The organism is Nocardioides luteus (genome assembly GCF_015752315.1).
Lineage (GTDB): Bacteria > Actinomycetota > Actinomycetes > Propionibacteriales > Nocardioidaceae > Nocardioides.
This window is the reverse complement of the sequence record NZ_JADOVJ010000001.1, coordinates 3268820-3295609: the sequence shown is the minus strand read 5'-3', so window position 1 is coordinate 3295609 and position 26790 is coordinate 3268820. Positions and strand designations below refer to the sequence as shown.

Annotated in this window: 28 protein-coding genes and 1 pseudogene; 16 read left to right on the top strand and 13 right to left on the bottom strand. The window is 68.6% G+C overall.

The annotated features are described in order from the left end of the window. Positions 1 to 3 precede the first annotated feature (3 nt). The 3 genes from HD557_RS15815 to HD557_RS15805 are packed head-to-tail and all read right to left on the bottom strand — an operon-like array spanning position 4 to position 3982. Positions 4 to 1920: an acyl-CoA synthetase gene (locus tag HD557_RS15815; RefSeq protein ID WP_231380316.1), complete on the bottom strand. Its 1917-nt coding sequence runs from the start codon at positions 1918 to 1920 to the stop codon at positions 4 to 6. Beyond that, a complete protein-coding gene (locus HD557_RS15810; RefSeq protein WP_196874588.1) occupies positions 1917 to 2852 on the bottom strand; it encodes a fumarylacetoacetate hydrolase family protein in 936 nt (311 codons plus the stop codon). Before HD557_RS15810 ends, HD557_RS15815 begins: the two co-directional genes overlap by 4 nt. Then, on the bottom strand, positions 2849 to 3982 hold the full coding sequence (locus HD557_RS15805) for a VOC family protein (RefSeq protein WP_196874587.1): 1134 nt from the start codon (positions 3980 to 3982) through the stop codon (positions 2849 to 2851). Before HD557_RS15805 ends, HD557_RS15810 begins: the two co-directional genes overlap by 4 nt. A 231-nt stretch (positions 3983 to 4213) precedes the next feature. On the opposite strand from HD557_RS15805, the gene HD557_RS15800 reads away from it, so the two are divergent. From HD557_RS15800 to HD557_RS15790, 3 genes are read left to right on the top strand one after another with little or no spacing between them, the layout of a single operon-like run. Then, positions 4214 to 4822, top strand: a complete 609-nt coding sequence (locus HD557_RS15800; protein ID WP_008361693.1) for a hypothetical protein — start codon at positions 4214 to 4216, stop codon at positions 4820 to 4822. Between the two features lie 12 nt (positions 4823 to 4834). Then, positions 4835 to 6178 carry a Dyp-type peroxidase gene (locus tag HD557_RS15795; protein ID WP_196874586.1) on the top strand — a complete coding sequence of 448 codons (1344 nt, stop codon included), beginning with the start codon at positions 4835 to 4837 and terminating at the stop codon, positions 6176 to 6178. 13 nt (positions 6179 to 6191) lie between these two features. After that, a complete protein-coding gene (locus HD557_RS15790) occupies positions 6192 to 7289 on the top strand; it encodes a catalase family protein (RefSeq protein WP_196874585.1) in 1098 nt (365 codons plus the stop codon). A gap of 31 nt (positions 7290 to 7320) precedes the next feature. Here the strand turns inward: HD557_RS15790 and HD557_RS15785 are convergent, their stop codons facing one another. Both HD557_RS15785 and HD557_RS15780 read right to left on the bottom strand, forming a co-directional pair. Further along, complete coding sequence (locus HD557_RS15785) at positions 7321 to 7989, bottom strand: TetR/AcrR family transcriptional regulator (RefSeq protein WP_196874584.1); 669 nt, start codon at positions 7987 to 7989, stop codon at positions 7321 to 7323. Between the two features lie 121 nt (positions 7990 to 8110). Continuing rightward, positions 8111 to 8305, bottom strand: coding sequence for a hypothetical protein (locus HD557_RS15780; RefSeq protein WP_050800949.1), 195 nt, complete (start codon positions 8303 to 8305; stop codon positions 8111 to 8113). Positions 8306 to 8331: 26 nt separating this feature from the next. Between HD557_RS15780 and HD557_RS15775 the strand changes: the two genes are divergently transcribed. Beyond that, on the top strand, positions 8332 to 8880 hold the full coding sequence (locus tag HD557_RS15775; RefSeq protein ID WP_196874582.1) for a CGNR zinc finger domain-containing protein: 549 nt from the start codon (positions 8332 to 8334) through the stop codon (positions 8878 to 8880). 53 nt (positions 8881 to 8933) lie between these two features. Further along, positions 8934 to 9902: an ATP-binding protein gene (locus tag HD557_RS15770; RefSeq protein WP_196874581.1), complete on the top strand. Its 969-nt coding sequence runs from the start codon at positions 8934 to 8936 to the stop codon at positions 9900 to 9902. Positions 9903 to 9956: 54 nt separating this feature from the next. On the opposite strand, the gene HD557_RS15765 is transcribed toward HD557_RS15770, so the two are convergent. Continuing rightward, a complete protein-coding gene (locus tag HD557_RS15765; RefSeq protein WP_040756277.1) occupies positions 9957 to 10307 on the bottom strand; it encodes a UBP-type zinc finger domain-containing protein in 351 nt (116 codons plus the stop codon). Between the two features lie 95 nt (positions 10308 to 10402). Here HD557_RS15765 and putP point away from each other — a divergent pair, with 95 nt between their 5' ends. After that, a complete protein-coding gene (gene putP / locus HD557_RS15760) occupies positions 10403 to 11911 on the top strand; it encodes a sodium/proline symporter PutP (protein WP_196874580.1) in 1509 nt (502 codons plus the stop codon). Positions 11912 to 12128: 217 nt separating this feature from the next. After that, positions 12129 to 12332, top strand: a complete 204-nt coding sequence (locus tag HD557_RS15755) for a cold-shock protein (protein ID WP_008361680.1) — start codon at positions 12129 to 12131, stop codon at positions 12330 to 12332. 62 nt (positions 12333 to 12394) lie between these two features. On the opposite strand, the gene HD557_RS15750 is transcribed toward HD557_RS15755, so the two are convergent. Beyond that, positions 12395 to 12952, bottom strand: coding sequence for a YciI family protein (locus HD557_RS15750; protein WP_307785636.1), 558 nt, complete (start codon positions 12950 to 12952; stop codon positions 12395 to 12397). A 67-nt stretch (positions 12953 to 13019) separates the two neighbouring features. Here HD557_RS15750 and HD557_RS15745 point away from each other — a divergent pair, with 67 nt between their 5' ends. Beyond that, positions 13020 to 13448: a DUF309 domain-containing protein gene (locus HD557_RS15745; protein ID WP_307785635.1), complete on the top strand. Its 429-nt coding sequence runs from the start codon at positions 13020 to 13022 to the stop codon at positions 13446 to 13448. Positions 13449 to 13459: 11 nt separating this feature from the next. Here HD557_RS15745 and HD557_RS15740 read toward each other — a convergent pair whose 3' ends face one another. Continuing rightward, positions 13460 to 14197 (bottom strand): hypothetical protein, encoded by a 738-nt coding sequence (locus tag HD557_RS15740; protein WP_196874578.1) that lies wholly within the window; start codon positions 14195 to 14197, stop codon positions 13460 to 13462. Between the two features lie 106 nt (positions 14198 to 14303). Between HD557_RS15740 and HD557_RS29180 the strand changes: the two are divergent. From HD557_RS29180 to HD557_RS15720, 5 genes and pseudogenes are all read left to right on the top strand, one after another. Next, positions 14304 to 14501, top strand: a pseudogene (locus HD557_RS29180) (helix-turn-helix domain-containing protein); the annotation flags it as partial. A gap of 6 nt (positions 14502 to 14507) precedes the next feature. Beyond that, the gene (locus tag HD557_RS28280; RefSeq protein WP_307785634.1) at positions 14508 to 14897 is read left to right on the top strand and encodes a TetR-like C-terminal domain-containing protein; all 390 of its coding nucleotides are present in this window, start codon (positions 14508 to 14510) and stop codon (positions 14895 to 14897) included. 71 nt (positions 14898 to 14968) lie between these two features. After that, positions 14969 to 16333 carry an NAD(P)-binding protein gene (locus HD557_RS15730; protein WP_196874576.1) on the top strand — a complete coding sequence of 455 codons (1365 nt, stop codon included), beginning with the start codon at positions 14969 to 14971 and terminating at the stop codon, positions 16331 to 16333. A 197-nt stretch (positions 16334 to 16530) separates the two neighbouring features. Continuing rightward, entirely contained in the window at positions 16531 to 17100 is a 570-nt protein-coding gene (locus HD557_RS15725; RefSeq protein ID WP_196874575.1) for a hypothetical protein, read from the top strand. 3 nt (positions 17101 to 17103) lie between these two features. Further along, a complete protein-coding gene (locus tag HD557_RS15720; protein WP_196874574.1) occupies positions 17104 to 17946 on the top strand; it encodes a hypothetical protein in 843 nt (280 codons plus the stop codon). A gap of 34 nt (positions 17947 to 17980) precedes the next feature. On the opposite strand, the gene HD557_RS15715 is transcribed toward HD557_RS15720, so the two are convergent. Beyond that, positions 17981 to 18313, bottom strand: coding sequence for a hypothetical protein (locus tag HD557_RS15715; protein WP_196874573.1), 333 nt, complete (start codon positions 18311 to 18313; stop codon positions 17981 to 17983). 275 nt (positions 18314 to 18588) lie between these two features. Here HD557_RS15715 and HD557_RS15710 point away from each other — a divergent pair, with 275 nt between their 5' ends. Next, positions 18589 to 21570, top strand: a complete 2982-nt coding sequence (locus HD557_RS15710; RefSeq protein WP_196874572.1) for a metallophosphoesterase — start codon at positions 18589 to 18591, stop codon at positions 21568 to 21570. Then, on the top strand, positions 21570 to 22733 hold the full coding sequence (locus tag HD557_RS15705) for a glycosyltransferase (RefSeq protein WP_196874571.1): 1164 nt from the start codon (positions 21570 to 21572) through the stop codon (positions 22731 to 22733). Before HD557_RS15710 ends, HD557_RS15705 begins: the two co-directional genes overlap by 1 nt. An 89-nt stretch (positions 22734 to 22822) precedes the next feature. Here the strand turns inward: HD557_RS15705 and HD557_RS15700 are convergent, their stop codons facing one another. The 3 genes from HD557_RS15700 to HD557_RS15690 form a co-directional block, all read right to left on the bottom strand. Further along, entirely contained in the window at positions 22823 to 23425 is a 603-nt protein-coding gene (locus tag HD557_RS15700; protein WP_196874570.1) for a hypothetical protein, read from the bottom strand. Positions 23426 to 23524: 99 nt separating this feature from the next. After that, positions 23525 to 24325 (bottom strand): hypothetical protein, encoded by an 801-nt coding sequence (locus HD557_RS15695; protein ID WP_196874569.1) that lies wholly within the window; start codon positions 24323 to 24325, stop codon positions 23525 to 23527. A 172-nt stretch (positions 24326 to 24497) separates the two neighbouring features. Then, positions 24498 to 24878: a RidA family protein gene (locus HD557_RS15690; RefSeq protein WP_196874568.1), complete on the bottom strand. Its 381-nt coding sequence runs from the start codon at positions 24876 to 24878 to the stop codon at positions 24498 to 24500. 97 nt (positions 24879 to 24975) lie between these two features. Between HD557_RS15690 and HD557_RS15685 the strand changes: the two genes are divergently transcribed. Next, positions 24976 to 25308 (top strand): hypothetical protein, encoded by a 333-nt coding sequence (locus HD557_RS15685; RefSeq protein ID WP_141793738.1) that lies wholly within the window; start codon positions 24976 to 24978, stop codon positions 25306 to 25308. A 925-nt stretch (positions 25309 to 26233) separates the two neighbouring features. Here HD557_RS15685 and HD557_RS15680 read toward each other — a convergent pair. Next, complete coding sequence (locus HD557_RS15680; protein WP_196874567.1) at positions 26234 to 26692, bottom strand: hypothetical protein; 459 nt, start codon at positions 26690 to 26692, stop codon at positions 26234 to 26236. Positions 26693 to 26790: the final 98 nt, after the last annotated feature.

The window sequence follows — 26790 nt, the reverse complement described above, 5'->3', positions numbered from 1 at the left end:
TTCCTACGGTCGGGTGCGCACGAGGGGATCGGGGACGGTCGCGGCGAGGCGCCAGGCGATCGGATAGCGCCCGAGAGCGTCCTTGACGAGTGCCTCCTCGAGTCCGGTCGTGGTCTCGATCTCGGCGACCACGCCGCCGTCCTCGACCAGCCCGCGGACCTCGGCGACGCCGTCGATGCCGGCGAGGGCGGCCACGACCGCGTCGCGGGTCGCCTCAGCGCGCAGCGCAGGCTTGTAGGGCTTGCCCACGTCGGTGACCGGCATGGCCTCGAGAACGGTGATCGACTTCGGTGCGGCGGCCTGCTCGGCCACGTTGTCGCGCGCCCAGTCTCGTAGCTCGGCGGGGGTCGCCGTGGCACCGGGTGCCAGCGTGACGAAGGCGACGGGCACCTCGCCGGCATGCAGATCTGGACGGCCGACGGCTTGTGCAGCCGTCACGTCAGGATGGGACAGCAGTGCGTCCTCGATGACGGCGGGGTCGATGTTGTGCCCGCCACGGATGATCAGGTCCTTGGCGCGACCGGCCAGGTGGACGAAGCCTTCGGCGTCGACCCAGGCCAGGTCGCCGGTGTCCAGCCACCCGTCGCGGAGCTTGCCGAGGCCGTCGAGCAGGAGGCCTCCCTCGCTGCTGCGGCCGGTGACGTAGCCGGGGAAGACCGTGGGTCCCTTGATCGCCAGGATGCCGACGGTGCCGTGCGGCAGGTCGACCCACTCGCCGCTCGGGGAGATCTCGACGGTCTTGACCTGCTGGTACGGCAGTCGTTGCCCGACCGCTCCCGGGCGAGGGGCGTACGGGAAGCTGCGGGCGCTGGCACAGGTGGCCTCGGTGAGCCCGTATCCCTCCACCAGGGCGACTCCCGTGTGCGTCTCGAAGCTCTCGCGTATGGCCAGCGGCAGGGGAGAGGCTCCGACCAGCGCGAAGCGCAGGGAGGTGATGTCGGCGTCCACCGGGCACCCGGCCAGGAGGGCGTAGACGGTGGGCACCGAGCTCATCGCAGCGATCCGGTAACGCTCGACCAGCCGCCAGAAGCACCCGTAGAGATTCGCGTCGCGGTAGCCCTGCGGTCCGGCCCACACGACGCGCTGCGCCTTGAACAGCGGGGCCAGCGTGGTCACGACCAAGGCGTTGACGTGGAACAACGGGAGCGCGGCGAACACGGTGCTGTCCTCGTCGAGCAGGCCGTTGGCCGCGATCATCCAGGCGTCCGAGACCTCGTTGGCGTGCGTGTGGGCGGCCAGCTTCGGGGTGCCGGTGGTTCCGCCGGTGTGGAAGACGGCGGCCGGGTCGCTGCCGGTGGGTTCGACTCCTGCGAAACCGAAGTCGGGTTCCTCCTGCGCGAGCACGGACAGGTAGTCCAGACGTACGTCCCCGATCGCCGGAAGCGGCTCGGCCGGTCCATCTCCGGCGGTGGGTCGCAGCACCAGCAGGGCGTCCAGCTCACCCCGGGACGCGATCTCGCGGGCTGTCTGCCACACCCCTGGGTCGAGCTCGGGGCCGGCGGCGATGAGCACCCGGGCGCCGGACCGGTTCAGGAGCTGGGTGATGTGGTCGGGCGAGAGTCCCGGGTTGATCGGGGCTGCGACGCCCGCCAGCTGCGCAGCGAGCGTCGCGGTGATGAGCTCGTCGCAGTTCGGGGACAGCAGCGCGACGGCATCGCCTCGGTCGACGCCGATGCGGTGCAGCAGGTTGGCGACCTGATGCACATCCGCCAGAAGCCGTTGGAAGGTCCGCTCGGAGGGCTGCTCCCACCGTGCGGCGTCGGGAAGGACGGACACCGCCACCCGGTCGGGCCACAGAGAGGCCGCCCGGCTCAGGAGGGAGTAGGTGGATTCGGGCAGCCCGCGGTCGGCGAGAGGGACCGCCTCGATCGCGGTCAGGTCGCCGGGTGCGTCGTACGTCGGCCAGAGCATGCTGTTCATCCGTGCCTCACCTCGGTGCGCTGCCGGCCCAGGTCGAGAGCGCCGTCGTCGGTCGCGATGGCGATCTCGATGACGTCACCCTCTTCGAGATACTTCGGGTTCTTGCCCTGGGCCCGGAAGAACAGCCGCCACTTGGTCGCCGGCGGCAACAAGGAGCCGATGATCTCGATCGGCTTCGGGGGTGCGCTGAGCGCCGTGCCGACGGGGGTGCCGGTGAGCAGGAGGTCACCGGGATCGAGGCGCTGGAAGAGGGACAGTGCCTGGAGGGCCTCGAGGGGGCTGTAGATCATGTCTGCGACGGTCATGTCCTGGCGTGGCTCGCCGTTGACCCACAGCCGCAGCCGGAGATCGGTGAACCGCTTCAGGTCGTCGGCCTCCAGCAGCAGCAGCGCCGGGCCCGTCGGGGTGAAGGTGGGGTAGGACTTGGCCTCGAAGAACTGGGTCTTGGGCAGCTGTACGTCGCGGGCGGAGACGTCGTTGGTGATCACGAGTCCGGCGACGAAGTCTGCGAGGTTGTCCTCGGTGATCGTGGTGCCGACCGGCATCGAACGCCCGATGACGATGCCGATCTCGGCCTCGTAGTCGAGCAGACGGACGTGGGGCGGCCGTACGACCTCGTCGTAGGGGCCGCTGATCGACCCAGAGGTCTTGCGGAAGAAGGTGAGCGGGATGCTCGCCGGGTTCATGCCCGCGTCCTTGACGTGGGAGGCGTAGTTGGTCATCTGCGCCACGACGCGGCACGGCACCGTCACGGGCGAGACCAGGTCGAGGTCTTCCACCGAGGTCGTGGCCGGCTGCGACAGCGCCGCCACCACGGCGGTCCGGTCGGCCAGCAGGTCGGCGGTGGTGAGGGCGTCGGTCTCGACGCGGGTGGCGCCGTCGGTCTTCTGCACCCACCAGGCGTCGGCGGTGCGGAGTACGGAGATGGTCATGAGGAGGCAACTTTCAGGAGGCCGCGGAGGCGGGAGAGGTCGAACTCGTTGTCACCGCGCAGCGCGGTGATCATCGAACCGAGCTCGCGGAAGGTGTCGGCGCGCCGGGGAGAGACGCCCATGAAGTCGGCAGAGGCCGAGGGGCCCCACTGGGCCAGACCGGAGGCGGTCATCGGGGACCAGCCGGGCTCGAGGGTGTTGTCGAAGAGGTCACCGTCGGTGAAGTGCTCGACGAGAAACCCGTCGGGGTCGCGCCAGTAGTCGAAGATCTGGCTCCCCTCGATGTGACGGCCGATTCCCCACGACCGGAAGTAGCCCAGTGCGAGCAGGTGCTCTCCGCCCGCCGCGAGCGCATCCAGATCGGCGACCTGGTAGGCCGAGTGCACGTAGCGGTTGCGAGGCCCCAGCGTCATCGCCAGCGTGTGGTGGTCGGCCGGCTCCGAACCGCGGTCGCAGCGGATGAAGCTCATCGTCGGGCCGCGCTCCCGCTGGCCCTCGAAGTACTTGAAGTCACTCACGATCAGGCCGAGGTGCTCCAGGTACCAGTCGAGCGTCTCGACGTACTTCGTGGTCTGGAGCACGACATGGCCCAACCGCTCGACCCGCGCGGGCTCGCGCGCGGGCCGCTGGGTCCGGTTCACCCGCAGGGTCTGCCGGCCGGTGTTGAGTGTCTGCACCGGCTGATCAGGCAGGGCGGGATGCTCGTACAGGTCGGCCACCACTCGCACCCTGGCGCCACTCGGGTCGACGAGGTCGACGCCCAGGCCCCCGAGGTTCTCGGGGAGCTGTGCGGCGCTCGTGCCCACTGCCCCCGCGAGCCGCAGGACATCGGAGGCATCTGCTGCCTGGAAGGCCGCGCCCAGGTACTTGGAGGGTCCCTTGCGCACGATGACGCAGGGCCCGCCGGCCTCGGTGCCGCGGAGCAGGAGCTCGTCCGCCGTGCGGGTCAGCGTGCTGAACCCGAACGCGTGGGCGAACCGCTCCGAGGCCGCGAGGTCGGGCTTCTGGAACTCCAGCCAGGCGAGGTCGCGCACCTTGATCACCGGGTCGGTCGCTCGGCCCGGGTGCTCGCCGCGCACGGCGCCCTGCTCGCTGTGGAGGTCGTTGTGCGTGCCGTGATGGCCAGCCATCATCCACTCCCTTCATCTCAACTGAGACAATCGTCACTTACGAGCATATCCTCAGTCAAGACCTCGCTGACGAAATCGGCATTCTTGAGCGAAAGCTGGTCAGTGTGCTTTCGGGGACTATTGCGAACGGCTGTTTGCCGAAACCAGCAGGACTGACAAATTCGTCAGGTTGGAGTACTGTCGTAGCGACGCTCCAGTTCCGGGGCGCCATCCATCGACCAAGGGGGAACCATGAGTGACCGCGATCTCGAGAACCGATTCCAGGGTCTGCCGACCGCCATCCGCGAGAAGATCGACGCCGTCATCGACGACGCCAAGATCGCACTGAAGCTGCGAGTGGCCGAGCTGCTCGCCGACAAGGAGGAGATGGCCGAGCACGCCGTCACCTCAGCCGGCCGCGTCGGAGCCAAGAGCGGTGAGGTGTCAGAGCTGACGGCGATCATGCCGCTGAAGCCGGGCGGCGCCGAGAAGCTGCGCAAGTTCTTCGGCCTCGTCGGGGGAAACCTGGCGGGCGCAGGCCAGGTCGGCACGCTGCACAACATGCGTTTCGTGTTCCTCGACGACGACACCAAGCTGCTCTTCGCCACCGCCTACGACGGCGAGTGGGATCCCTACATCGACGACTTCGCGACCAAGATCCCCGAGTTCATGGACTACCTGTTCGGCAACGTCGAGGGCTGGCCTGGGATCCAGTCGCCGGATGTGAAGGACTTCATCGTCCAGTACCAGCTCCCGGCGGAGGCCTGGTTCGTCGCCCATCCCACCCTCACGGTCGCCGGCGCCAACCGTCTGAAGCGCCTCGACCGCACGGTGCAGAACTTCCTCACCGAGCTGAACTGATCTCGCGCGGCCATGGACCTGTTCCGCCGCCTGACCAAACAGCCGACGCTCGAACTGGACGACATCCAGGCGGCAGTCCTGCGAGCGCGGCCCGAGCCGTACTTCGGCACCCACGCGATCCTGGAGATCACCGATGCCGCGGCCGGCAGGGAGCTCCTGCGGCGACTCGCGCCGCGGATCACCTCCGCGGCCCGCTGGGACGAGCCCGTCCCGGCCTGGACCGTCGTGGCGATCAGCTACCCGGGGCTGGAGGCACTGGGGGTCTCCGAGGAGAGCCTGGCCTCGTTCCCTGCCAACTTCCGTGCCGGCATGGCGGCCCGCGCCGAGAGGCTTCGCGACACCGGCCCCAACGCTCCGCAGAACTGGGAGTTCCCCTTCGGCACCGGCCGTGCCCATCTTGCTGTCAGCGTCTACGCCGAGAGCAAGGAGGCGTGGCAGGACGCCGTCGACGGCTACCAGCGAGAGCTGGCCCAGGTGGCAGGGGTCGACCTCTTGTCGCACCAGGACTTCGGGGCCACCGGGTTCAACGTGTTCGGCTACCGCGACGGCTTCACGCAGCCCGCGGTCGAAGGAAGCGGTGCGGAGACGATGCCGGGCGACGGGCGGCCGATCAAGCCGGGCGAGTTCGTCCTCGGCTATCCCAGCGAGACGGGCCGACCGCTGCCGATGCCGAGCCCGAGCGTCCTGGGACGCAACGGCACCTACGTGGTCTTCCGGAAGTACCACTCCCACGTCGCCGCGTTCAACCGGTTCCTGCACGACAACGCCGACACCGCCGAGGAGCGGGAGCTGCTCGCGGCGAAGCTCGTGGGCCGCTGGCGCAGCGGCGCCCCGCTCGCGCTCTCCCCGGACCGCGACGACCCGGCGCTCGGCGAAGATCCGAGACGGCAGAACCACTTCAAGTACGCCGAGGACCCTCGCGGGCTGCGTACGCCGCTGGGATCGCACATCCGGCGCATGAACCCGCGCGACTCGAAGCTCGAGATCCTCACCGACCTCAGGATCCGCCGGCTCATCCGTCGCAGCACGTCCTACGGCGACGCTGTCCCCGACAGCGAGGTACGCGACGACGGAAGCAGTCGCGGCCTGGACTTCATCGCGCTCAGCGCGCGGGCGATCGACACCGTCGAGTTCCTGCAGAGCGAATGGGTCAACTCGGGCAACTTCGCCGGCCTCGACAAGGAGAAGGACCCACTCATCTCCCACCAGGACAAGGGGGCCTACTTCACGGTGCCCGGCACACCTCCGCGCCGCGTCCAGGGCATCCAGAGCTTCAACACGCTGCTGGGCGGGGAGTACCTGTTCATGCCCAGCCTGTCCGCCATCGCCTGGCTGAGCCAGGAACCAACGGCCTGAACCGGAGATCATCATGACCGAACCCGTCGGCTATGTCCGATACCGCGACGACCTCGAACAACCCTTCCCGGACGAGGAGGAGCTGACCCGACAGGTCGTGGCAGCCATGCTCGAGGCCAACAAGCAGGTGGCCGCCAAGCATCGGCACGGCCTGCGCGATGCACATGCCAAGAGCCACGGAGTGCTTGTCGGCGAGCTGCGCGTCCACGCAGGTCTACCCGAGCACCTCGCACAGGGCCTGTTCGAGGCGCCGGCGACGTACCCGATCGTGGTGCGCCTCTCGACCGCCCCCGGCGACCTCCGTACGGATCAGGTGCCGGTTCAGCGCGGGTTCGCCATGAAGGTCCTGGGCGTGTCCGGGGATCGGGCGGTCGAGGACGGCTTCAGCACCCAGGACTTCCTCCTGGTCAACCACCCCACCCTCCCGTTCGGCACGATCGGCGAGTACGCCAAGCTGCAGAACCTCCTCGAGAGCCAGCCCCGACAGAGCGATCAACAGCTCAAGGTCCTCGGTGCGGGTGCGCGGGTCGCCGATGCCGTCCTGACCCGCCTGCGCCGGCCGATCCCGCCGGCCGCGGAGACCCTCGCGGCCCAGAACAACCACATCCTCGGCGAGACCTTCCACTCGATGGCCGCGGTGCGCTACGGCGACCACGTGGCAAAGCTGTCGGTCGCGCCGCGTTCGACCAACGTCAGGAACCTGACCGGGCAGCCCGTCGACCCCAAGCTCGGCGAATCCGCGCTGCGCGAGCTCGTCGGAGACTTCTTCACCGAGCAGGGCGCCGAGTACGACCTGCGGGCCCAGCTGTGCGTGGACGTCGAGCGGATGCCGATCGAGGACGCCTCGGTGCTCTGGCCCGAGGAGCTCTCGCCGCACGAGGTCGTGGCCACGGTGCACCTGCCGGCCCAAGACCCCTACAGCGACGCGAGGCGCCGCTACGCCGACGACCTGCTCTCGTTCAACCCGTGGCACGCACTGGCCGCGCACCGGCCGCTCGGGTCTGTCATGCGGTCCCGCCGTAGCGCCTATCCACACTCGAGCACGTTCCGCCACGACTACAACGGCGTGGCCGAGCACGAGCCGGTCAGCATCGACGAGATCCCCGCCTGACCCCGAGCCTCGGCCGCCTGAGCCTCGGGGCTCAGGCGGCCGAGCCATCCAGGGGAACGGTGACGTCAGGCAGCGGTCGGGCGCAGATCTCGGCAGCCTCCTCGGTGGTCAGTCCGAAGGTACGAAGCAGCGCTTCGGTCGTCTCGTCGGTGGCCTTCGCGTCGTCGCGCTCCGGGTGATCGTGCAGCAGCTGACCCAGTGCGAGTGCGGACCCTCCTGCCAGCACGAGAGCGATCTCCGGGTCGACCATGGTGAACCGCCCCGTCTCGACCCCGCGGGCGATATCTCTCAGCGCTCGCGGAGTCAGACCCCGCTTCGAGGTGACCAGACGGGCGCCCGTGGAGATCAGCACCTTGCTGAGCTCGGGGTAGGCGCGATGGAGGCGCCCCGTGAGGCGAAAGCTCTGCGCGAAGGCCTCGGCAGCATCGTCGAGGTCTGCCGTCAGCTCGTCCATGAGGGCGCCATGGCGCTCCAGCGCATCGTCCACGGCAGCGTCGAAGAGCTCTTCCTTGCTCTCGAAGTGGTTGTAGAACGAGCCCATGCCGACGTCGGCGAGCTGGGTGATCTCCAGGATCGCGACGCTCGTGCGCCCCTGTGCGATCAGCTGCTGACCGGCGCGAACCAGGCTCGCACGAGTGCGAGCCTTGCGCCGCTCGGTGCGGGTGGATTGTTCCGCCGACGGCTTCATCGCGTCCGGCATACTCAGCACTCCCTCGCTCTACATGAACTGAAAGTTCATTGTAGCAACGTTCTGCAGTTCTGAGGCTTTCGTCATCTGGTGACTGCTGGGTGCGTGCTCTCTTCGTGCTGGAGCGATGGCATCACCTCTGCTCGCGGCTCAATGACTGCGGCGGCAGGAGCGGGTGCGGCTGGAGATCGACGCGACGTACGCCGCAGTGCGCGCAGCGCACGTAGAGAACTCGACCCTCCGACGTCTGATGGCTGGACTCGGTGAGCCAGCCGTGCTCGTGGAGGGCGTCCACGCCCCGGGACTGTTCGGTCGCGCTGTCGGTCATGGCTGCCACTTTGCTGTAATGGTCTTATGCATCTCAACCCTTACGGCGAGTACGCCGTGCTGATGGCCGGCTCGCTCGCCGACGACTGGCCCGAGGACCGCGCCGGGATCGAGGCCCGGACCCGGGAGTTCGGGATGACGATGGACTTCGGTGAGTCGCCGGACGACCACCGGCGTACTCGGGAGGTGATCGACGAGTGGCTTCGTGTGGTCGATGCGCAGGAGCCGGCGGAACGGGCGCGGTTGCTCAACGAGCTGATGGCGCAGGCGACCGCGTACCCGAGACTGACCGACCACGACCAGGAGGGGTGGCACATCCACTTCCGTGACGACACCAACGACTCGCTTCCCGATGTGCTGCGAGCGGTGATCAGCGTGGGCACGGCGCTGCACCTGACCACTCGGGGCATCCATCGCCTGAGCCGGTGCGCCGCGGGGCAGATCGAGGGGGACCCGTGCACCGCGGTGGTCGTGGACGTCACCCGCAACGGACGCCAGCGCTACTGCTCGGTCCGCTGCGCCAACCGGGCCGCGGTCCGTCGTCATCGCGCCCGACGCTCCCTGACCGTCGACTGATCGGCCTGTCGAGTTCAGTGACGTCCGGGGGAGACGCGGGGCAGACTGGCCCCATGATCTCTGTGCCCGACAGAGGCCGTCCTGAGCTGCGGGTGCGCCTCGCCGCCGAGACCGCCAGCGTGCCCGGTGCGCGCCGGTTCGTCACCGACGGGCTCCTGGAGTGGGACCGCCCGCATCTCGTCGACGACGCGGCGCTGTGCATCACCGAGATGGCGGCGAACTCCGCACTGCACAGCGGCAGCCCCTACATGCAGGTCCGGATGCGTGACCTCGAGCCGGGCATACGGCTCAGCGTCGAGGACGACGGCGCGCTGATCCCGCTCCCCGCCGTTGCTCCGCCGCCGATCGAGAGTCAGGGCACCACCGGGCGCGGGCTGGCGATCGTGTCGGTGCTGGCGAAGTCATGGGGGATCGAGGAGCGCGTCGACGGCCGGCGGATCTGGGCAGACCTCGCGGGCGACGGGGTCGAGCACGACGTACGACCTCCCAGGGTGGAGTACGGCGACCAGGCGATGCCGGAGCCGATCGTCCTGCCCGCGGACTGGGTCACCGTCCGGTTGCCCGCCTGCCCGGTGCGGCTCGGGCTCCAGATCGACCAGCGCCTCGACGACCTCGTCCGTGAGCTGCAGCTCATCGACTCCGACGACGGCCCGACCCCGCCGCGCGAGCTCGGCCAGCTCATCGAGCGGCTGGTGACCCGACCGGCCTTCGCGCGTCACATGGGTCGTCGGATCGCTCTGGACGCGGCCGCGGCCGGGCTCGAGTACGTCGACATCGAGATGACCCTGCCTCGCGAGATGGCCTCCCTGCTGCCCGAGCTGCTGGCCGCGGACAACCTGGCCGACGAGATCAGCGAGACCCACCAGCTGCTCACCCTGCGCTCCACGCCGGAGATGGTGTCGCTGCGTACCTGGTTCACCGAGAGCATCGTCGGCCAGGCCGAGGAGGACGCCGACCCGGTGCCGTACGAGGAATGGGCGCGGGCGCGCGGTGACTCCAGGGGAGAAGCCTCACCGAGTTGATCGGGGTGATCGACCCTTCCCGGACGTGGCCGGCGGGGATGGTGATCGCACAGTTCAGTGCAGGCGCTTCTGCCAGTCCTGCGGGACGCGATCCGGCGGCGCGGGCGGGGACTGCGCCTCGGGCCGGCTCGTCGGCTCGGCCAGCGCTGGGCCCTCGAGCGCCTGCTGGTTCTCGAAGTCCCAGTACCAGGACTCACCGGGCTCGAAGCTCTGCATGTAGCGGTGGCCCGTCTCGCGGAAGTGCTGGCTGGCGTGCTGCGCCGGAGAGCTGTCGCAGCAGCCCACGTGGCCGCACTCGGCGCACCGCCGAAGGTGGAACCACCACCCGGCCTCGCTGCCGAGGCACTCCGCACATCCGTTGCCGGACGGCCGCACGGTGACGTCGATGCCTGGTGTTCCGGTCATGCCGGTCACGCTACCTGCGTACGACGCCGATCACAGGCAAACGCGGTCTACGGGTTAGGTTCTGCGGCGGCGTTTCCCCCGAATATGGAGTTTTGATGTCAGACCTGACCTATCAAATGCTGGCGTTGGTGGCCTACATGGTCGCCATGCTCGGCATCGGCGCCTGGGCCTACCGGCGCACCTCGAACCTCGACGACTACATGCTGGGCGGGCGTGACCTCGGCCCGATGGTGAGTGCGTTGAGCGCGGGTGCCTCGGACATGTCCGGGTGGTTGCTCATGGGCCTGCCCGGCGCGATCTACGCGACCGGGCTGATGGAGGGCTGGATCGCCGTCGGCTTGACCGTCGGTGCCTGGCTCAACTGGAAGGTCGTGGCGCCGCGGCTGCGGACGTACACCGAGGTCTCGGGCGACTCCATCACCGTGCCGAGCTTCCTGGAGAACCGGCTCAAGGACAGCTCGCGGCTGCTGCGGATGGCCTCCGGCGCCGTCATCCTGGTGTTCTTCACCTTCTACGTCTCCTCGGGCATGGTCGCCGGCGGCGTCTTCTTCGAGAGCTCGTTCAACACGGACTACCACACCGGCATGCTGGTGGTGGCCGCGGTCGTCGTGGCGTACACGCTCTTCGGTGGCTTCCTCGCCGTCTCCTACACCGACTTCGTGCAGGGCGCGATCATGCTGCTCGCCCTGGTCCTGGTGCCCCTCGTCGGCGTCTTCGTGACCGGCGGGCCGGCCGAGACCCTCGACAGCATCCGCGCGGTCGACCCGTCACGGCTGAGCATGCTCGAAGGAGCGACCGCCCTCGGCGTCATCTCGGCGGCGGCGTGGGGCCTGGGCTACTTCGGCCAGCCGCACATCATCGTCCGGTTCATGGCCCTGCGTACGGCAGGGGAGGCCGCCTCCGCGCGACGCATCGGCATCGGCTGGATGCTGCTGAGCCTCTTCGGCGCGGTCGGCACCGCGCTCGTGGGCATCGCCTACTACCAGCAGAACCCCGACGCGAAGCTCAACGACCCGGAGGCCGTGTTCATCGTCCTGGGACAGATCCTCTTCCACCCGCTGGTCGCGGGCATCATGCTCGCCGCCGTGCTCGCCGCGATCATGAGCACGATCTCCTCCCAGCTCCTGGTGACCTCCTCGGCGCTGGTCGAGGACCTCTACAAGGCCGTCTTCAAGAACGACGCCTCGGACCGCCAGCTGGTCCTGTTCGGCCGGCTCGCCGTGCTCGGGATCGCGGTCGTGGCGGCCGTGCTGGCCTGGCCGAAGACCGGCACCGTGCTCGACCTGGTCGCCTACGCCTGGGCGGGCTTCGGTGCCTCCTTCGGCCCGATCATCCTGCTGGCGCTGTGGTGGCGGAAGCTCACCGCGTCCGGCGCGCTGGCCGGTCTGGTCGTCGGTGCCGTGACCGTCGTCGTGTGGGGCAACATCGAGGCGCTCAGCTCGCAGATGTACGAGATCGTGCCGGGCTTCGTGCTCAACACGGTCGTCGCCGTGGCAGTCAGCCTGGCCACGTACAAGGAGAACCCGGACATCGAGGCCGAGTTCGACGAGGCGATCCGGCTGCTCGACGCCGACGCTCCGCGCGAGGAGGCGGCGCGGGTCTGACCCGCCGAGCCGAAGGTCTCGGCGAAACGACCAACCGGCGCTCGATGGCGTACCGTGGGTCATGTTGAAGGGACGGCTCTGTAAGCCGTCCTGGCCGCACAAGACGTCGCGGCTTGTATCTCTTACTCCTGGTTTTCGGTTCGCTGGACATCAGCACAGATGGATGTCTTCAGCGGCTCGGGGCACAGTGCCCTGGCACCGAACAAAGGAAAAGATCATGGCTCAGGGCACCGTCAAGTGGTTCAACGCTGACAAGGGCTTCGGCTTCATCGCGCAGGACGGCGGCGGCGAGGACGTGTTCGTCCACTTCTCCGCCATCCAGTCCAACGGCTACAAGTCGCTCGACGAGAACCAGAAGGTCGAGTTCGACGTCACGCAGGGCCCCAAGGGCCCGCAGGCCGAGAACGTCCGCGTCTCCTGATTCACCACGAAGGGCCCCGACCGCTGCTGCGGTCGGGGCCCTTCGTGCGTACGGGACGCTTCCTACGCGGGTCGTCCGCCGAACGTCCATCGATGTACCTCGATCGCGACGTAGTGGTCGGGGGAGAGGACGTCCCGCGCGGCGCTCTCCGAGGCCGCCTCCAGCAGTACGGCCGCGCCGAGCATCGTGGCTCCGTCGTCTGACAACAGCGGCCCGGCAGCGACCAGCGTGTCCCCGTGCGGCAGGTCGATGCGGTCCGGCGTCGGTTCCGTGAACCCGAGGACGAGGTAGCGGTGGGCGTCGGGTCGGCCGTCGAAGTCCCACATCGTCCGTCCGAGCGAGTTGTGCCAGCGCCGCAGCATCACGTCGCGATACGCCCCTGCCTGGTAGCCCGGCTCCTCGAACGCGAACGCCCGGGCGGCTGCCGCATCCGGGAGGTCGAGGATGTGAACGCTGCCGGTGAGGGTGTCGTCGTCCGCGAAGGTCGGACCGCGAGCGATCATCGTCTCCGCGAAGGTGTCCATGTAGGCCCAGTGCTCCTCCACCATCCGGGTTCGCAGCGGCGTCGATCCCGGGCGGTCGCGGTGGTAGCAGAAGAACTCCATGGGCCTGAGCGTCACGGGCTGCGGCCTCCCGTGCAATCGGTTTATGCCGACGGGTCCTAAGGTGGGAGCCGAGGAGGCAGGCGTGGTGGTCGATCGGGATCGGAACGAGCAGGGGCGGGCGCAACAGGCTCGCCCGCGTGACGCGCTCGGACGCCCGCTGCCCTACGGCGAGGTCGGTGTCGAGCCGATCTCCGAGGAGCCGCTCCCGCCGGAGGAGACACTCGCCTACGCCCGCGAGCTCCTGGACGCGGGGCGCCCGTTCGCGGCCCACGAGGCGCTCGAGGTGCGGTGGAAGTCGTGCCCGGAGGAGGAGCGCGAGTTGTGGCAGGGCCTGGCCCAGCTGTGTGTCGGCCTGACCCACCACGAGCGCGGCAACGCCGTCGGCGCCTCGCGGCTGATCGAGCGCGCGGCGCGGCGGTTGGTGGCGTACGAGGAGGGGGCCGGGCCGACCTACGGTCTCGACCTCGGCGAGCTCATCGCGTGTGCCCGAGACCGGGTACAGGACGCCTGAGCACCGATCTTCTACGAGTCCGCGGAGCCGGGGAAGGCAGACTCGATCCAGTTCGAGAACTCGGCGGCGAGGTGCCACTGATGCTGTCGGACCAGGCGCGACGGCAGGAGCCTGGGAAACTCGACGATCAGGTGGGCGTGGAATCCGGAGTCGGTGTTTCGGAACTGATGGCGCACCCCGCCGATCGCGAGCCCGGACTCGGTCCGGGCAACGCCTGACGCGTCTGCGCCGTAGGTCGGATCGAGTGGGGTCTGCAGCGACGTCAGGTCCTGGTAGTCGATGAGAAACCTCGACGGCAGCGGACTCCCACCGGTCGTCTCGATCACCTCCTGTTGTCCCCGGGGCGTCGTCGTGATCAGGAAGTGGTCAGGATTGGCCGCCAGCATGCTGAGCTCGTAGTCGAGGCGTTCCGTGGACATGAACCAGGCGACGAACGCGGCCGCGTCACCTCCGGTCACGTAGAGGTCGCACGTGCTGGTGACGCGGCCTCCGCGCGACGCCCGGGCCGTGGCTCGACCGGACAGGTCGGACACCCGCAACGACCGCGAGAGCCGGCGTCGGATCTCGTCGTGCCCAAGAGCGAGCTTCGCCTCGGCAAACCTGAGCCGCTGTTCCCTCAACCCGCCCGGCGGCACGGCGAGCCCGATGCGGCTCGCCGCCTTCGGCAACCGGTCTGCCTCCCACACGAGGATCTCTGCGCGTGAGACGTCCTGGCCGCCGATCACCGCACGTACGTCGACCGCTGTCATTTCGAGCCCCGTTCTGGTCGTCGACCTAATCGCAACTGTAGTTGCTATAAGATGACAACAACAGGCCAGCACGTCAACCGCACCTCGCACCACGAAGGGAACGCTCATGGACCCGGCTCGCGCGCACCAACGCGCTCCGACTCGAAGATCCGGGGGTCGCGCCGCGAGCGTGGTTGCGCGCGTTCATCACGCCGCACGAGAGCTTCTGACCGAGGTCGGATACGAAGGCCTGCAGCTGCCTGACGTCGCCGCACGTGCCGGCGTGAACAAGACGACGGTCTATCGACGTTGGCCGACGAAGCGTGACCTCGTGACCGACCTGCTCCTCAGCCTCAGCGACCACGATCTCCCTCGAGCCGACACGGGTGACCTCCTCGGTGATCTCGTCGCACTGCTGAAGGACGTCGCCGAGCTGCTTCGAACCCCACTCATGCAGGCCATGGTGCGGGCATCCCTGGAAGGCTCGGTCGATCAGGAGGCTCGGCAGAGCTTCTGGGCCGAACGGATGCATCGCAGCTCGGTGATCATCGAGAGAGCCATCCGTCGGGGTGAGCTCCCGGCTGGTGCGGATGCACGATCCATCCTCGAACATGCCGCCAGCCCGATCTACTTTCGACTGCTGATCACCGGCGAGCCAGTGACCGACCGCGACATCAGACGATTCGCCGAACGAGCCATCGAGGCGGCCCAGGGAGCCTGACCTACCCCGTCTGCGGCATAGCCCCGGTTGCCTATTGACCACCGAGGTGATCGCCGTGCTTTGGTGGAGCCATGAGCCGCACGGTCGATGTCGACTATCTGGTGGTGGGAGCCGGCGCCATGGGGATGGCGTTCACGGACGCCCTGACCGAGCATGCCGACGTGCGGGTGGCCCTGGTCGACCGCCGCCACGGCGTCGGCGGGCACTGGCTGGAGGCGTACCCGTTCGTACGTCTGCACCAGGCCTCCGCCTTCTACGGCGTCGCCTCGACGCTGCTCGGTGGCGGGCAGCTGCAGCAGCGCGGGCCCGAGAAGGGGCTGCAGGAGCGGGCCACCCAGGCGGAGATCTGCGCCTACTACGCCCGAGCCCTCGACCGGATGGTGGAGTCCGGCCAGGTCGAGTTCTTCCCGAACAGCGAGTACGTCGGCGACAACACCGTCGTCTCGCACATCTCGGGGGAGCGGTTCGAGATGCCCGGGGCCCGGGTCGTCGACGCCCGCTACCTGGCGCCCAGCATCCCCGCCGAGAAGCCGCCACCGTTCGGCGTCGCCGAGGACGCCCGGGTGGTGCCGGTCAACGAGCTCGCGCGGCTCGATGAGGCGCCGAGCCAGTACGTCGTCGTCGGCTCCGGCAAGACCGCGACCGACGCATGCATCTGGCTGCTCTCGCGGGGCGTCGACCCCGACGCGATCTGCTGGGTGCGGCCGCGTGACCCGTGGATGCTCAACCGGGCCGTCATCCAGCCCGACCCGGCGATCTTCCTCGGCATGGCCGCCGACACGATGCAGGCCGCGGAGCGGTCGACCTCGGCGGAGGAGCTGTTCCTCCGGCTCGAGGACGCCGGCATCATGCTTCGCATCGACCGCACGGTCGTGCCGACCATGGCCAAGGCGCCGACGCTGGCGACGTGGGAGCTCGAGAAGCTGCGTACGCTCGAGAACGTCGTACGCCGCGGCCACATCCAGCACGTCGACCGAGGTGCCCTCACCTTCGCCGACGGGTCCGTCGCCGTCGCCTCCGACGCGCTGGTGGTCCACTGCGCCGCGGACGCCCTGAAATACCCGCCCCTGGTCCCGGTGTGGGGCCCCGAGGCGATCACGCTGCAGCCGATCCGGGCCGGCTTCCCCTGCTTCGGCGCCGCGGTCACCGGCTATGTGGAGGCGACACGCCACTCCGACGCAGAGAAGAACCGGCTCTGCCCGCCGAGCCCGTTCCCCGACACGATGGCGAGCTGGGCGCGGATGAACGTCCTCGGCACCCAGGCCGCGATGTCGTTCTCCTCCGAGCCGGACATCAAGGCCTGGTCGGACGGGGTCGCACTCAACCCGGCCCGGGTGCCGCCCGGCCATCCCGCGTCCGCGGCCCTCGACGACGCACGCGAACGGTTGGCGAAGCACACCAAGCCCGGACTCGCGCGGCTCGCTGAGCTCACCTGAGCTGAGCGCATGATGAACGGTCCTGATGTGCGTCACCTGCCACGGGGCGCGGGTATCAGTGCCCGGCGGCCGTACCTCCTTGTTACCAGGAGGTGTTGATCATGTGGATGAGTCGTTCACTCCTCGCTGGCATTGCCAGCACACTGTTTCTCCTTGCCGCCTGCGGTTCGACCGACGAAGAGTCGGGAGGTTCGGAGGTGGACGTCGCCGATGCGAGCTCGACGACGACAGGGAACGTAGACCCCGATCCCGACGATCCGACGGATCCCGACGAGCCGGTGGTGTCCGTGCCGACGCTCCCGATCGGCGGCGGGTCCTACCCGCTCGACGGCACTCCCGGCGTGGTCTGCGCCGACGTCAGCTGGCTCTGGCCCGACGGCAACAACCCATCGGTCCCCGAGGGGATCTCGGTCCGGGTGACCGACTACGTCGTCGAGCCGGAGGTCTTCGAGCCGGCGACGGCCGCGGCGTGCGACGGCGCGTCCTGCCTGGACGGGTTCGTCTTCACCAGCGGCTCGACCGGCTGCCAGATCCCGATGCGTTCGCTGGTGCCCTGGACCGACGAGCAGCAGGGCGAGGATGCCGTGCTGCGGCTCGGCGGCGAGATGACCTGCCCGGCCGAGCCCTGCGAGCTCGAGAACGTCGAGGACGGCGACATCGAGGTGGACCTGGAGGCGCCGGAGGTCGACACCGAGCCGACCGATCCGACGGAGTCGGAGGAGTCGACGGAGACGACGGACTCGACCGACTCGACCGAGTCGGGCTGAGTCATGTCCGAGACGCCGCCGGCAGGGATCGACCGCTGGGTGAGCCTGGCGACGAGCTTCGTCGCGCCGGTGACGTTGATCAGCGGCGTCCTCTTCTACTTCGGGTACGTCGCGGCCCGCGCCCAGTACGACTACTTCGGCCTCGACGTGGACGTCATCGGACTCAGCACCCGCGCCTACGTGATGCGCAGCCCGCAGCCGCTGCTGACCCCGATGCTGGTCCTGGTGCTCGGTGGCGTCGCGGTCGTCGCACTCCACCGCTGGGTGGGCCGGCACGACACCGAGAGCTGGTTCCGTCGGGCGGTCAGCACCGTCCTCGGTACCGGACTGGTCCTGCTGGCGGCCGGAACGGTGCTGCTGGCGGCGTACTCCGTGATCGGCGGCTGGGCCTACTACTCGCTGGTGACGCCGGTCGTGCTCGGGGTCGGGGCAGCGCTCGTGGCGTACGCCCTCCGGCTGCGCGGCAGGTTCGAGCCGCGCGTCGCCCTGCTCTGGGTGGGCGTCGCCGCCTGCGTGGTCTGGGCGACGGCCACGACCGCGCAGTGGACCGGCCGAGGCCTGGCGATGGAGCAGGCCCGCAACCTGCGCAGCCTGCCCAGCGTCGTCCTCGACACCCGCGAGCGCATGCACATCCCGGCCACCGCCGGGGTCCAGGAGGTCGTACGTCCCGATGCCGGTGAGGACGACTACCGCTTCCGCTACTGGCGGCTGAGGCTCCTGATCCAGGGCGATGACCGGATGTTCCTCGTGCCCGACACCTGGAGCGCCGGCGGCACCACCATCCTGGTCCGGCTGGACGACGACGTACGGGTCCAGTTCCAGTTCCGGAACTCGCCGCCGCGCTAGCCGGACCGATCCGGGCGGCCGAGCCTACGAGGCGTCAGTGGTTGCCCCTGCAGGCGTCGCCCGGCGACGGCACGAACTCCTTGAGCCCGGCGCGCACGAAGATGCCGTAGCTCTGCACCCCGTTGTAGCGGTCCTCGCCGCCGGGGCTCTGGTTGCCGCGTACGGCCAGGGCGTCGTCGTCGAAGCCCGGCGGGTTGCCCTCGATGGAGTCGGCGGTGTCCTGACCTGAGAACACGCACTCCGAGGAGGCGCGGTCCGGCGCGGGGATGTCTTCGCCGTTGCCGTTCACCTCTGCCGCGCTCGCGGCCCCGGCTCCGGCCAGCACGAGCCCGGCCGCGATGGCACAGCTCTTCATCAACAACTTCATGACCTCTGTTCCTTCCGTCTCGATGCCCCTGACCTGACCTGCCGTGGCACCGAGCTTCGGTCGGCGTCTCCGCTCGACCGGACGTTTGGCCAGGAAGGCCGAGATGTCGTGTGGGCTTGCATTTTCATCATCAGTCGGCGCCGACGGGTTGTCATACGCCAATCTGGGGGAGTCCCACGTGCTATCGATGCGCCGCGTGGGGTTCTGTCTAGACCTGTTGCATGCGGTTGCACGGGTCCAAGCTGACGATTTCCGGTCCGGGAGAGGGGATGTCCATGGCTCAGGGCGATGACGCCGAGACCGGGAGCACGGACTGGGGCCGCACGAAGGCGTATCTGCAGCACGACCCGACCAAGTGGAACAGCCTCTCCTGGATCACCGCTCGCACCCTGATCGACTCGGTCAACGACATCTTGGGCAAAGGTACGCAGGGGCTCGTGGAGAGCCTGCGTGCGCACTGGACGACGCGCGAGAACCTGACGATCCGCGCCACGAAGGTCTCGAGGTTCCTGGTCATCGGCGACACCGGCGAGCAGGACCCGTCGCAGTACGTGGTCGCGCCTGCCCTGGCGCGAGCCGCGCGTGCCCGCTCGGACCGGGAGCAGGCTGGCTTCGTGCTCGTGCTGAGCGACGTGATCTACCCGTCGGGCAACGTCAACGACTACGTGGACGGCTTCTACAAGCCGTACCGCTCGAACCGGGTGCTGGGCCTCAACGCGCCCACAGACGTGCGGGACAAGTTCGCGCTCCCCGAGAACGTCCCGGTCTACGCGATCCCGGGCAACCACGACTGGTACGACGGCCTCTACGGCTTCGCCCACCAGTTCCTGTATCCGGCGGACGGCCGGCCGACCTGGCCCGGCGAGCTCCTGGCGCCGTCGTTCGACGGGACGTTCGGGCGGTGGCAGCTGTTCCGCGACCGCTTCGGCCGCATCATGTGGCGCACACCCAGCGAGCCGGTCGGCAACGCCGCGCCGGCGCGGTGGGGGAAGCCGACCGACGATGGGGATCCGGCGAAGGAGAAGCCGCTGCAGCCGGCCCCGTACTTCCTCATCGAGACCGAGCACGTGCGGCTGGTGTGCCTCGACACCGGCATCGACGGCGCGATCGATCGCGAGCAGATGGCGTGGCTGGAGTCGCTCGGCGACGGGAAGCCGAAGATCCTGATGACCGGCAAGCCGCTGGTGGTCAACGGTGCGGTGCGGAAGTGCACGGTGCCCGGCCAGCGGGAGAAGGTTGCGGACCCCATCCACGGCTTCGTGTCCGACCCGGATCACGGGTTCATCGCCACGGTCGGTGGCGACACGCACAACTTCCAGCTGTACGAACCACCGAAGGACAAGCAGACCGGCGTCCGGAGAGGACTGTGGCACATCGTCAGCGGTGGCGGCGGGGCGTACACCCACGCCACCCACCCGATCAAGACGGCGGAGCCGGACCCGCGGGCGGAGACGACGGTCATGCCGGCCAAGGAGATGCTGTTTCCCCGGTCGCACGAGTCCCTGTCCTTCTTCGCCCAGCAGCTCGTCCCGAGCATCTGGCGGCTGATGCTCAGCGCCATCTTCTTCGGCGCCGGCGTCGCGCTGGGTACGTGGTTCGCCCACGGTGGCTGGGCTCGGTGGACGCTGTATCCGTCAGGCCCTCCCGTCGGTCCCGGTGGCGCCGCCGTCCTGGCGATGACGGCGCTGGTGATGCTCCATCTGCTGCCGAGACGCCCGGGGCGTACGCGTTTCTGGTGGCGGCTGCTCTTTCGGCTCGACTCCTTGGTCGCCGGTGTCCTGGCGACGCTCTTCGTCCATCACGTCCTGCCGGACGGCGACGATGCCACGGCGATGCTGTGGCTCTACGCGACCTGCACGTTCTGGGTCTGCCTCAACGCGTGGGTGCTACGCGTGACGCGCTGGTGGAACCCCGTCGACGCGGCCGCCGGCGGGTTGAGGGACGTCGCGTTCCTGCTCACCACGGCAGCGCTCGCGGCAACGGCGGCGATCCCGACGGTGCTGGACTCCGTACGCTCCGAGCCGCCGGGCCGGGAGGTCTGGCCGTTGGTCGTGGCCCTCGTCGTCTACCTCGCCATCATGCTGTGGGGGTGGTTCCGCGGCCGCAGGGTCGACAACGTGCTCGATGATGACGCTGCCAGGTGGCTCAACCACTCGGTCTGGTGGGCCACCGGCGCGCAGGCGGCCGTCGTCCTGGGCGAGATGCTGCGCGTGATGAGCGACCACGACCTGCCGCCGCTGCTGTTCTGGAGCGGGCTGCTCGGCCTGCTCCCGCTGGTCGTGATCGGGGGAGTGGTCGTGTGGCTGGTGCTGCTCCCGGATCGGCGCACCCGCGGTATCGAAGATCTCGTACGCCGCCGGAGCACGTGGATCAGCTATCGAGGGTGGGTCCGGGGCGCCATCCTCGCCGCGGCTCCGGTGGTGATGACGCTCTGGGTCGTGGCCGCCTACCTGGTCGGCCTGCCGTCGGTGCGCGAGTGGATCGGGACGGCGCCGGCTGCGGTGCTTCGGGCCGCCTTCGGGCTTCCCGCACTCGCGGTGGCTGCCGCGGTCTGGCTGTTCGTCAGCGACTGGATGCGTCGTGACCACCCGTCGTGGCACAGGCTGCTGACGGTCGTCGGACTCCTCGTCGCCGGGACGCTCCTGCTGGGCGCGGCCGTGCCTGGCCTGCTCGACTTCGCCGGTGATGTGCCGAGCGGGATCGCGCAGTGGCTGCGTACGTCCTGGCCGGCTGTCGCCGTCGGCGCCGCCGTCGTCATCACGGTCGCCGTCGCCTTCTCCATCATGTTGGCCCACCTCGTGTTCCTCGGTGCGTACTCGCTGTTCGTCGACCCCAAGGCGTGGTTCGACGGCCCCTACCGCGACGGTCCGGGTGCCTACAAGCGGTTCATCAGCGAGGAGGACGCGAAGAAGATCATCAAGGCCGAGCGGGAACGGGTCGGCGCCGAGCCGGCAGCGGTCGTGGGTGTCGGCTGGTGGGCGAAGCGTCGCGCCTATATCGCCTTCCCCGGCCTGAACCCGCCCTTCGGTCCGATCCAGCGGTTCGTCTCCGAGATCTACTCGCTCGACGAGCCGCCGTTCTTCAAGCACTTCCTGGAGTTCCAGACGAGCGCCACGGACGACTACACGGACGTCCTGGTGAAGATCCACCGGGTCCGCGGGTACGAGACGCTCGACTCGGACGACCCCGACGAGGAGATCGTGGCTTCCATCCGCGTTCCCGTGGGAGCGCAGACCGGCGAGGGCCGACCCATCTGATGACGGGGACAGACGCCGACCGGACCGCGCCGGTGCCCGGCACGGTGCCCAGCATGCGCGTCCTGGCGGTGTCGACGGCAGGCGCGGGCCACTTCAACCCGATGAAGCCGTGGTTGAAACGCCTCGCCGAGCACGGGCACGAGGTCACGGTGGTGGGGCCGCCGGGGCTGGCTGCGGCCGCCAGCGGGTTCGACTTCCGGGCCGGGGCTGCGCCTGACCCGGCGTCGGTGGCAGCGATCTGGCAACGGGTGGCGGAATCGCCGATGGAGGTGTCGCGGGAGCTGGTGCTGCGGGACCTCTTCGCGCGGGTCAACTCCGGGGCCATGATCCCGGCCGTTCGCGCCGCGATCGATGATCTCCGGCCCGACCTGGTCCTGCGAGATCCTGCCGAGTACGCCTCTGCCCTGGCCGCCGCCGAAGCGGGCGTTCCCCAGGCGCGGCTCGGCGTCAGTCTCTGCTCGGAGATCGCGTTCTTCGAAAGCACGGCGGCACCGGTGCTCGACGACTGGCGACCAGGGCTGCACCGCGAGATCGTCGAGTCGCCGGTCCTGACCAGGTTCCCGGCGAGCCTCGACCCCTCACCGTTCTCCGCTGTCGTGCGCTACCGGGTCGGTGAGCCCCTCGTACGCGACGTCGACCCACGCTTCGTCTATGCCACCCTCGGCACCGTCGCGCCCACGATGCTCCCGATGCGACCGTGGTTCGACATCGTCGCCGAGGTTCTCGGCGCTCTTCCGGTCAGAGCCGTCTTCACCATCGGCCACGACCTCGACCCCGCACAGATCGCCGCTGCCCCCGACGTACGGATCGAACCGTGGGCCGACCACGCCGACGTCCTCTCCCACGCGGCCGTGATCCTCCACCACGGCGGCTCGGGCACTGTTCTCGACGCGCTCGCCGCCGGCGTCCCGCAGGTGATCGTGCCCCTCTTCGCCGATCAGGGCGCGAACGGTTCTGCCATCGTGAAGGCAGGCGTGGGGACCGCCCTGCCCGGCTCCGGAGCCTCCGCCTTCCACGTTCCTCAGGGCGGCGAGGTGGAACGGCTGCAGGAGCTCGTCGCCGAGACGATGGCTTCAGAGACGGTCCGCGAGCGCGCGGCCGAGGTCGCCGCGGAGATGTCCGCCCTGCCCGAGCTGGACGTTGCGATGCTCGGCATCACCTGAGGTCATCGGACGGGACGCTGGCGCGAGACGCGTGATGGCTTGGCCGAGCCCGGGCCACGGCGGGGCGGGCTCGGCGAAGAGACGTGGACTCAGGCCATCTCGGGGACGTGCAGGTGGGCGTACGCGAGGTCGAACTCTTGCACGTCGACGATCTCGCCGCGCGCGTCGCTCGCGGCCCGGTTGCGCATGTCGTCGGCCGCCGGGCGGCTGGCTTCCATCGCGGCGCGGGACTCCCAGGCCGTGGTGGCGCACCCCAATCCGGAGGACCGGTTCACCAGCAGGCTGGCGCTGCAGAACCCATCGGTCTGCTCGAGCTCGGGAAGGATCCCGACCCGGAAGATCTCGGCCATGGCGTCGACGTCACCCTGCAGCCAGCTGACCCGGGCGCACTCGCCGTGATGGCTACGGTGCATGACGACGATCTCCCACTCGTCGATCTGCATGTCGCCACCGAGGATGTCCTTCCCTCGATCGCGTAGCGCACGAAGCTGCCCATCGCTGGCGCGCATGGTCGCCTCGTCTTCCCACGAACTCGTGGCGATGCATCGCCCGGACTCGCGGTCGACCAGCATCGACAGGCCGCGACAGCCCTCGATGCTGTCGAGCATGGGCCCGGCCTCGTTCTTGACGAACGTGATGCCCGCGTCGATGTTGCCGGGACTCCCGTGGAACGTAGTGGAACGTGCGTACACAGCCCGCTCCTTTCTAGGACAGGGCAGTGCCCGAACCGGCACCGCCGGTTCTTCCCTGTCTACTCCTCTAGGCGCGTGGATGCCATACCCACTCTGCGTTCACCGAAGCACTTGGACAGAGTTCCGCGCTGCCCGGATCAGATCGTCAGCCACGCTCGCCTTCATACTGCTGCGGAAGCGGGCGAGCTCGTCCTGGAGCGCAGCCGGTGGTGGCGTTTCGGTGGCAAGCTCCCGGAACAACGGCCCGCATTGAACGCCGGCCCCCAGCATCGCGTCGGCCAGCAGGTAATCGAGGTCAACGGATGGGTCCTGCGTGTTGGCGATGGTCACGCCGAATTCCACAGCGCATGCCGACACGCGCTGGGCGGCAGCGAGGTCAGGACTGGTCAGCTTGGAAAGGACATAACCGACGAGCTTGTCCAATGCGTACGCGGTTGCGAGCTCGGTCAGCGGTAGGCCCACAGTCGCCGAGGCTGGAGAACCGTTCACCACCACCCAGCCACCAGGAGGGATCAGCCACGCATCCGTTGTGTCGGAGCTGGCAACGATCTCGTCGTAGACCATGCTCTCGAAGGAGCCGGTCTCGGCGTGACCCCATGAGGCGAGTGCGGAACCCGCACCCGGAGCAACTCTGAGGAAGACCGCCGACACGTTGATGACCAGCACCTTGCTCTGGCCGACGTCGTGGCACACGTTGATGCTCGAGGCTGTCCAGTCCTGCGGGACGTACAGCTCGGTGAGTTCCTCGCTGGGGCACCGCACCTCTTCTGACGCAGCGCTAGGAAGAGACGACTCGTCCTCCGGCGATGTCACGGACGTCGGGGAAGTGTCGGGGGTTTCGCTGCCCTGAGCGTCGTCGGAGCCGCAGCCGGTCGAGGCAAGCACTGCGATCGCGACCATTGTCGCGATGCCGACCCACCGCCTCCGCGCCATCGCGCCCCCCGTTCCCCGCTCGCGACGCTAGTGGTTTTCGTCGGGAGTGGTCGGGCCCGAGGTGGCAGATCATCATTCCCGGGGAGAGGACGATGCCAGTGAGCCACAAGGTCGTGTACGTGAGCGGGATGAGGCTTGGTCAGGCAACGCACGCCGTCATGCGAATCGAGACACGTAGTCCTGGTATCTCGGCTCCCAGTTTGGCCGCGTAGCGAGTTGGTGGATCAGACGGGAACCAGCGGGCGTATTCCTCGTTCATTCCTGCGAAGTCCCCCGGGTCTGTCAGCAGCACGCCTACCTCAACGACGTCGTCGAGGGTCGCACCCGCCTCCCGCAGGATGGCCTCGCAGTTCGCCAGCGCCTGGCGGGTCTGGGCCTGGATGCTGTCGCCGGCCATGCGACCCGTGCTCGGGTCGACGCCGGTGGTTCCCGAGATGAACACCTGGGAGCCGGCTTTGACTCCCTGGCTGAAAAGCGGCGAGCTCGGTGCGTTCGGTGTCGTGATGATCTGACGCGGCATCTCGGAACCTCCTGTTGGGATAGTCCCATCAAGTAGACGCGCCGGCCGGGGTTGCACGCCAGATCAAAAGTTCGATGCGTGATGGCAAGATGACAACATGGCATCGGACTCCCGGATGGTGGCATTGGGTTTCGGAAAGTTCGCGCGCGCCGACCGTATCTTCGCCCTGGAGCGCATCACCGGGGAGGAACGCGGCGATGGCCGCCGCACTCGAGTCTGGATCGACGGGGTCACCGACCCCTTGATCGCGTCCAGGACCGAGATCACGATCCTTCGCGATATGGGCCAGGAGTCCGCGGTCACCGCACCCGAGCTCGACGAGGCAATGGACCTCGCCGCGCGTCTGGCGGCCGCGGCTGAGGAGGGTCGCGTGGATCTGAGCGATCTGGGTCGTCGTGCGCGACGCCTCCTCGCCACGACGACGCCGTAGGAAAGGGAGACCTCGACAGCCCCCTTTCGGTGGCTGATCCATCGCGGCGATGTAGCGCGCTCGCGGCGAAGTGACGTACCTCTGAAGCACATGACCTGCGGCACGAGTGGACGTTTCGCCGCCCGACCGGACCGCGGCATGTCCGTGCTATGTCAGGCACCCGTTCCTTCCCGCCGAGTCTCGCTACCGGTTTAATGCAAGGACCAGAACAGGTTGGTGGACCGCGAGGACCGTGGGGAGGAGCGTCATGAGCATCGCACTCGACTGCGGCGAACTACTGCCCGGGCACCGCTTCATCATTACCGGGCTGAGGCGAGACGGCCTCTCCGATGATGCGATGCATGCTGACCTCTCCGGGCACAGGCCGGACGGTCAGCCCTCACCGCGGATGCGCCGTATGAGGTGTTCCACCTTCTCGTGCCATTCCGAGTGACGGCGAACGTGCTTGGCTTTCACGTGGGCACCGCAGACTAGGCAGTCGAAGCCAATCGACGAGTGGCCTTCGTACCCTTCGGGCGGCCCATCGTCTGGCAATCCAATGGGTTCACTTGTCATCCCTGGCACGTCGCCATGTTATCGCCAGTCCGGGCCTGCCCACAGGCCAATCGTCACCGCGGGTGACACCAGATTTCGACCGGTTCGATCCAGCCCGCGACAATCTGGGCGATCAGGCGCGGCGGTGTGACGCACCACTGCGCGAGTGGATCGGGGCACGGAAGGGACGTTCAGCTGAGGTGTCAGCGGCGCGCGCCGGCGGGAACCTCGAACAGCGGCATCGGCTCACGGAATCTCACGAAGGAAAGCTAACCGGAGACTTGGCTCGGGTCTGGGGTGACGCCCTGTGGCGGATTAGCGCGACGGCATGAGATCGCGGCGGAGTTTGAGGTCCGAAAGCACCCGGTCCGGGAGAGATCCATCCCTGACGCTACTCTGCGTAGTTACCTTCACAATGGCGCACATCGTGGTCCGCGCCGTCCCGCTCGCGCTGGGTGATGCATGCCCTTAGTCGACGAAACGAGTCACCTTTCGGATCACATACGCGAAGGTCGTCCCTGATCAGCTCACGAGCGCCCTCGTCGCTTAGCACGCCGTGCCAAGCTCGCCACTGTTCGGGGTCTAGGAACCCGAGCTTCGCGACATCGAACTCGTCCTCGAAGAGGCGTAGGTAGCGGTGCCGGTGCTGTCGGTGCCGCTTCGACCCCTTGCGCTCGAGGAGTAGATCATCATCGATCTGCCAGTAGCGTTCGATGTAGAGGTTCCCCAACTCCGCCCGCAGCGTCCGCTGCTGTTCGCGGAGCTGCCGACCGACGAATCTCAATCCAATGATGGCGGTGACGAGGGTTCCAAGGCCGGTTCCAAGGCCGATCCAGGTCGCAATGTCCACGGTCGAACCGTACGGGGACCTGACGCTGGCAGCAGTGGGCGGGCCAGGTCTCCGAAGGATCGTCGGCAAACGCGGCGGAATGACGGACTCATCGGGCT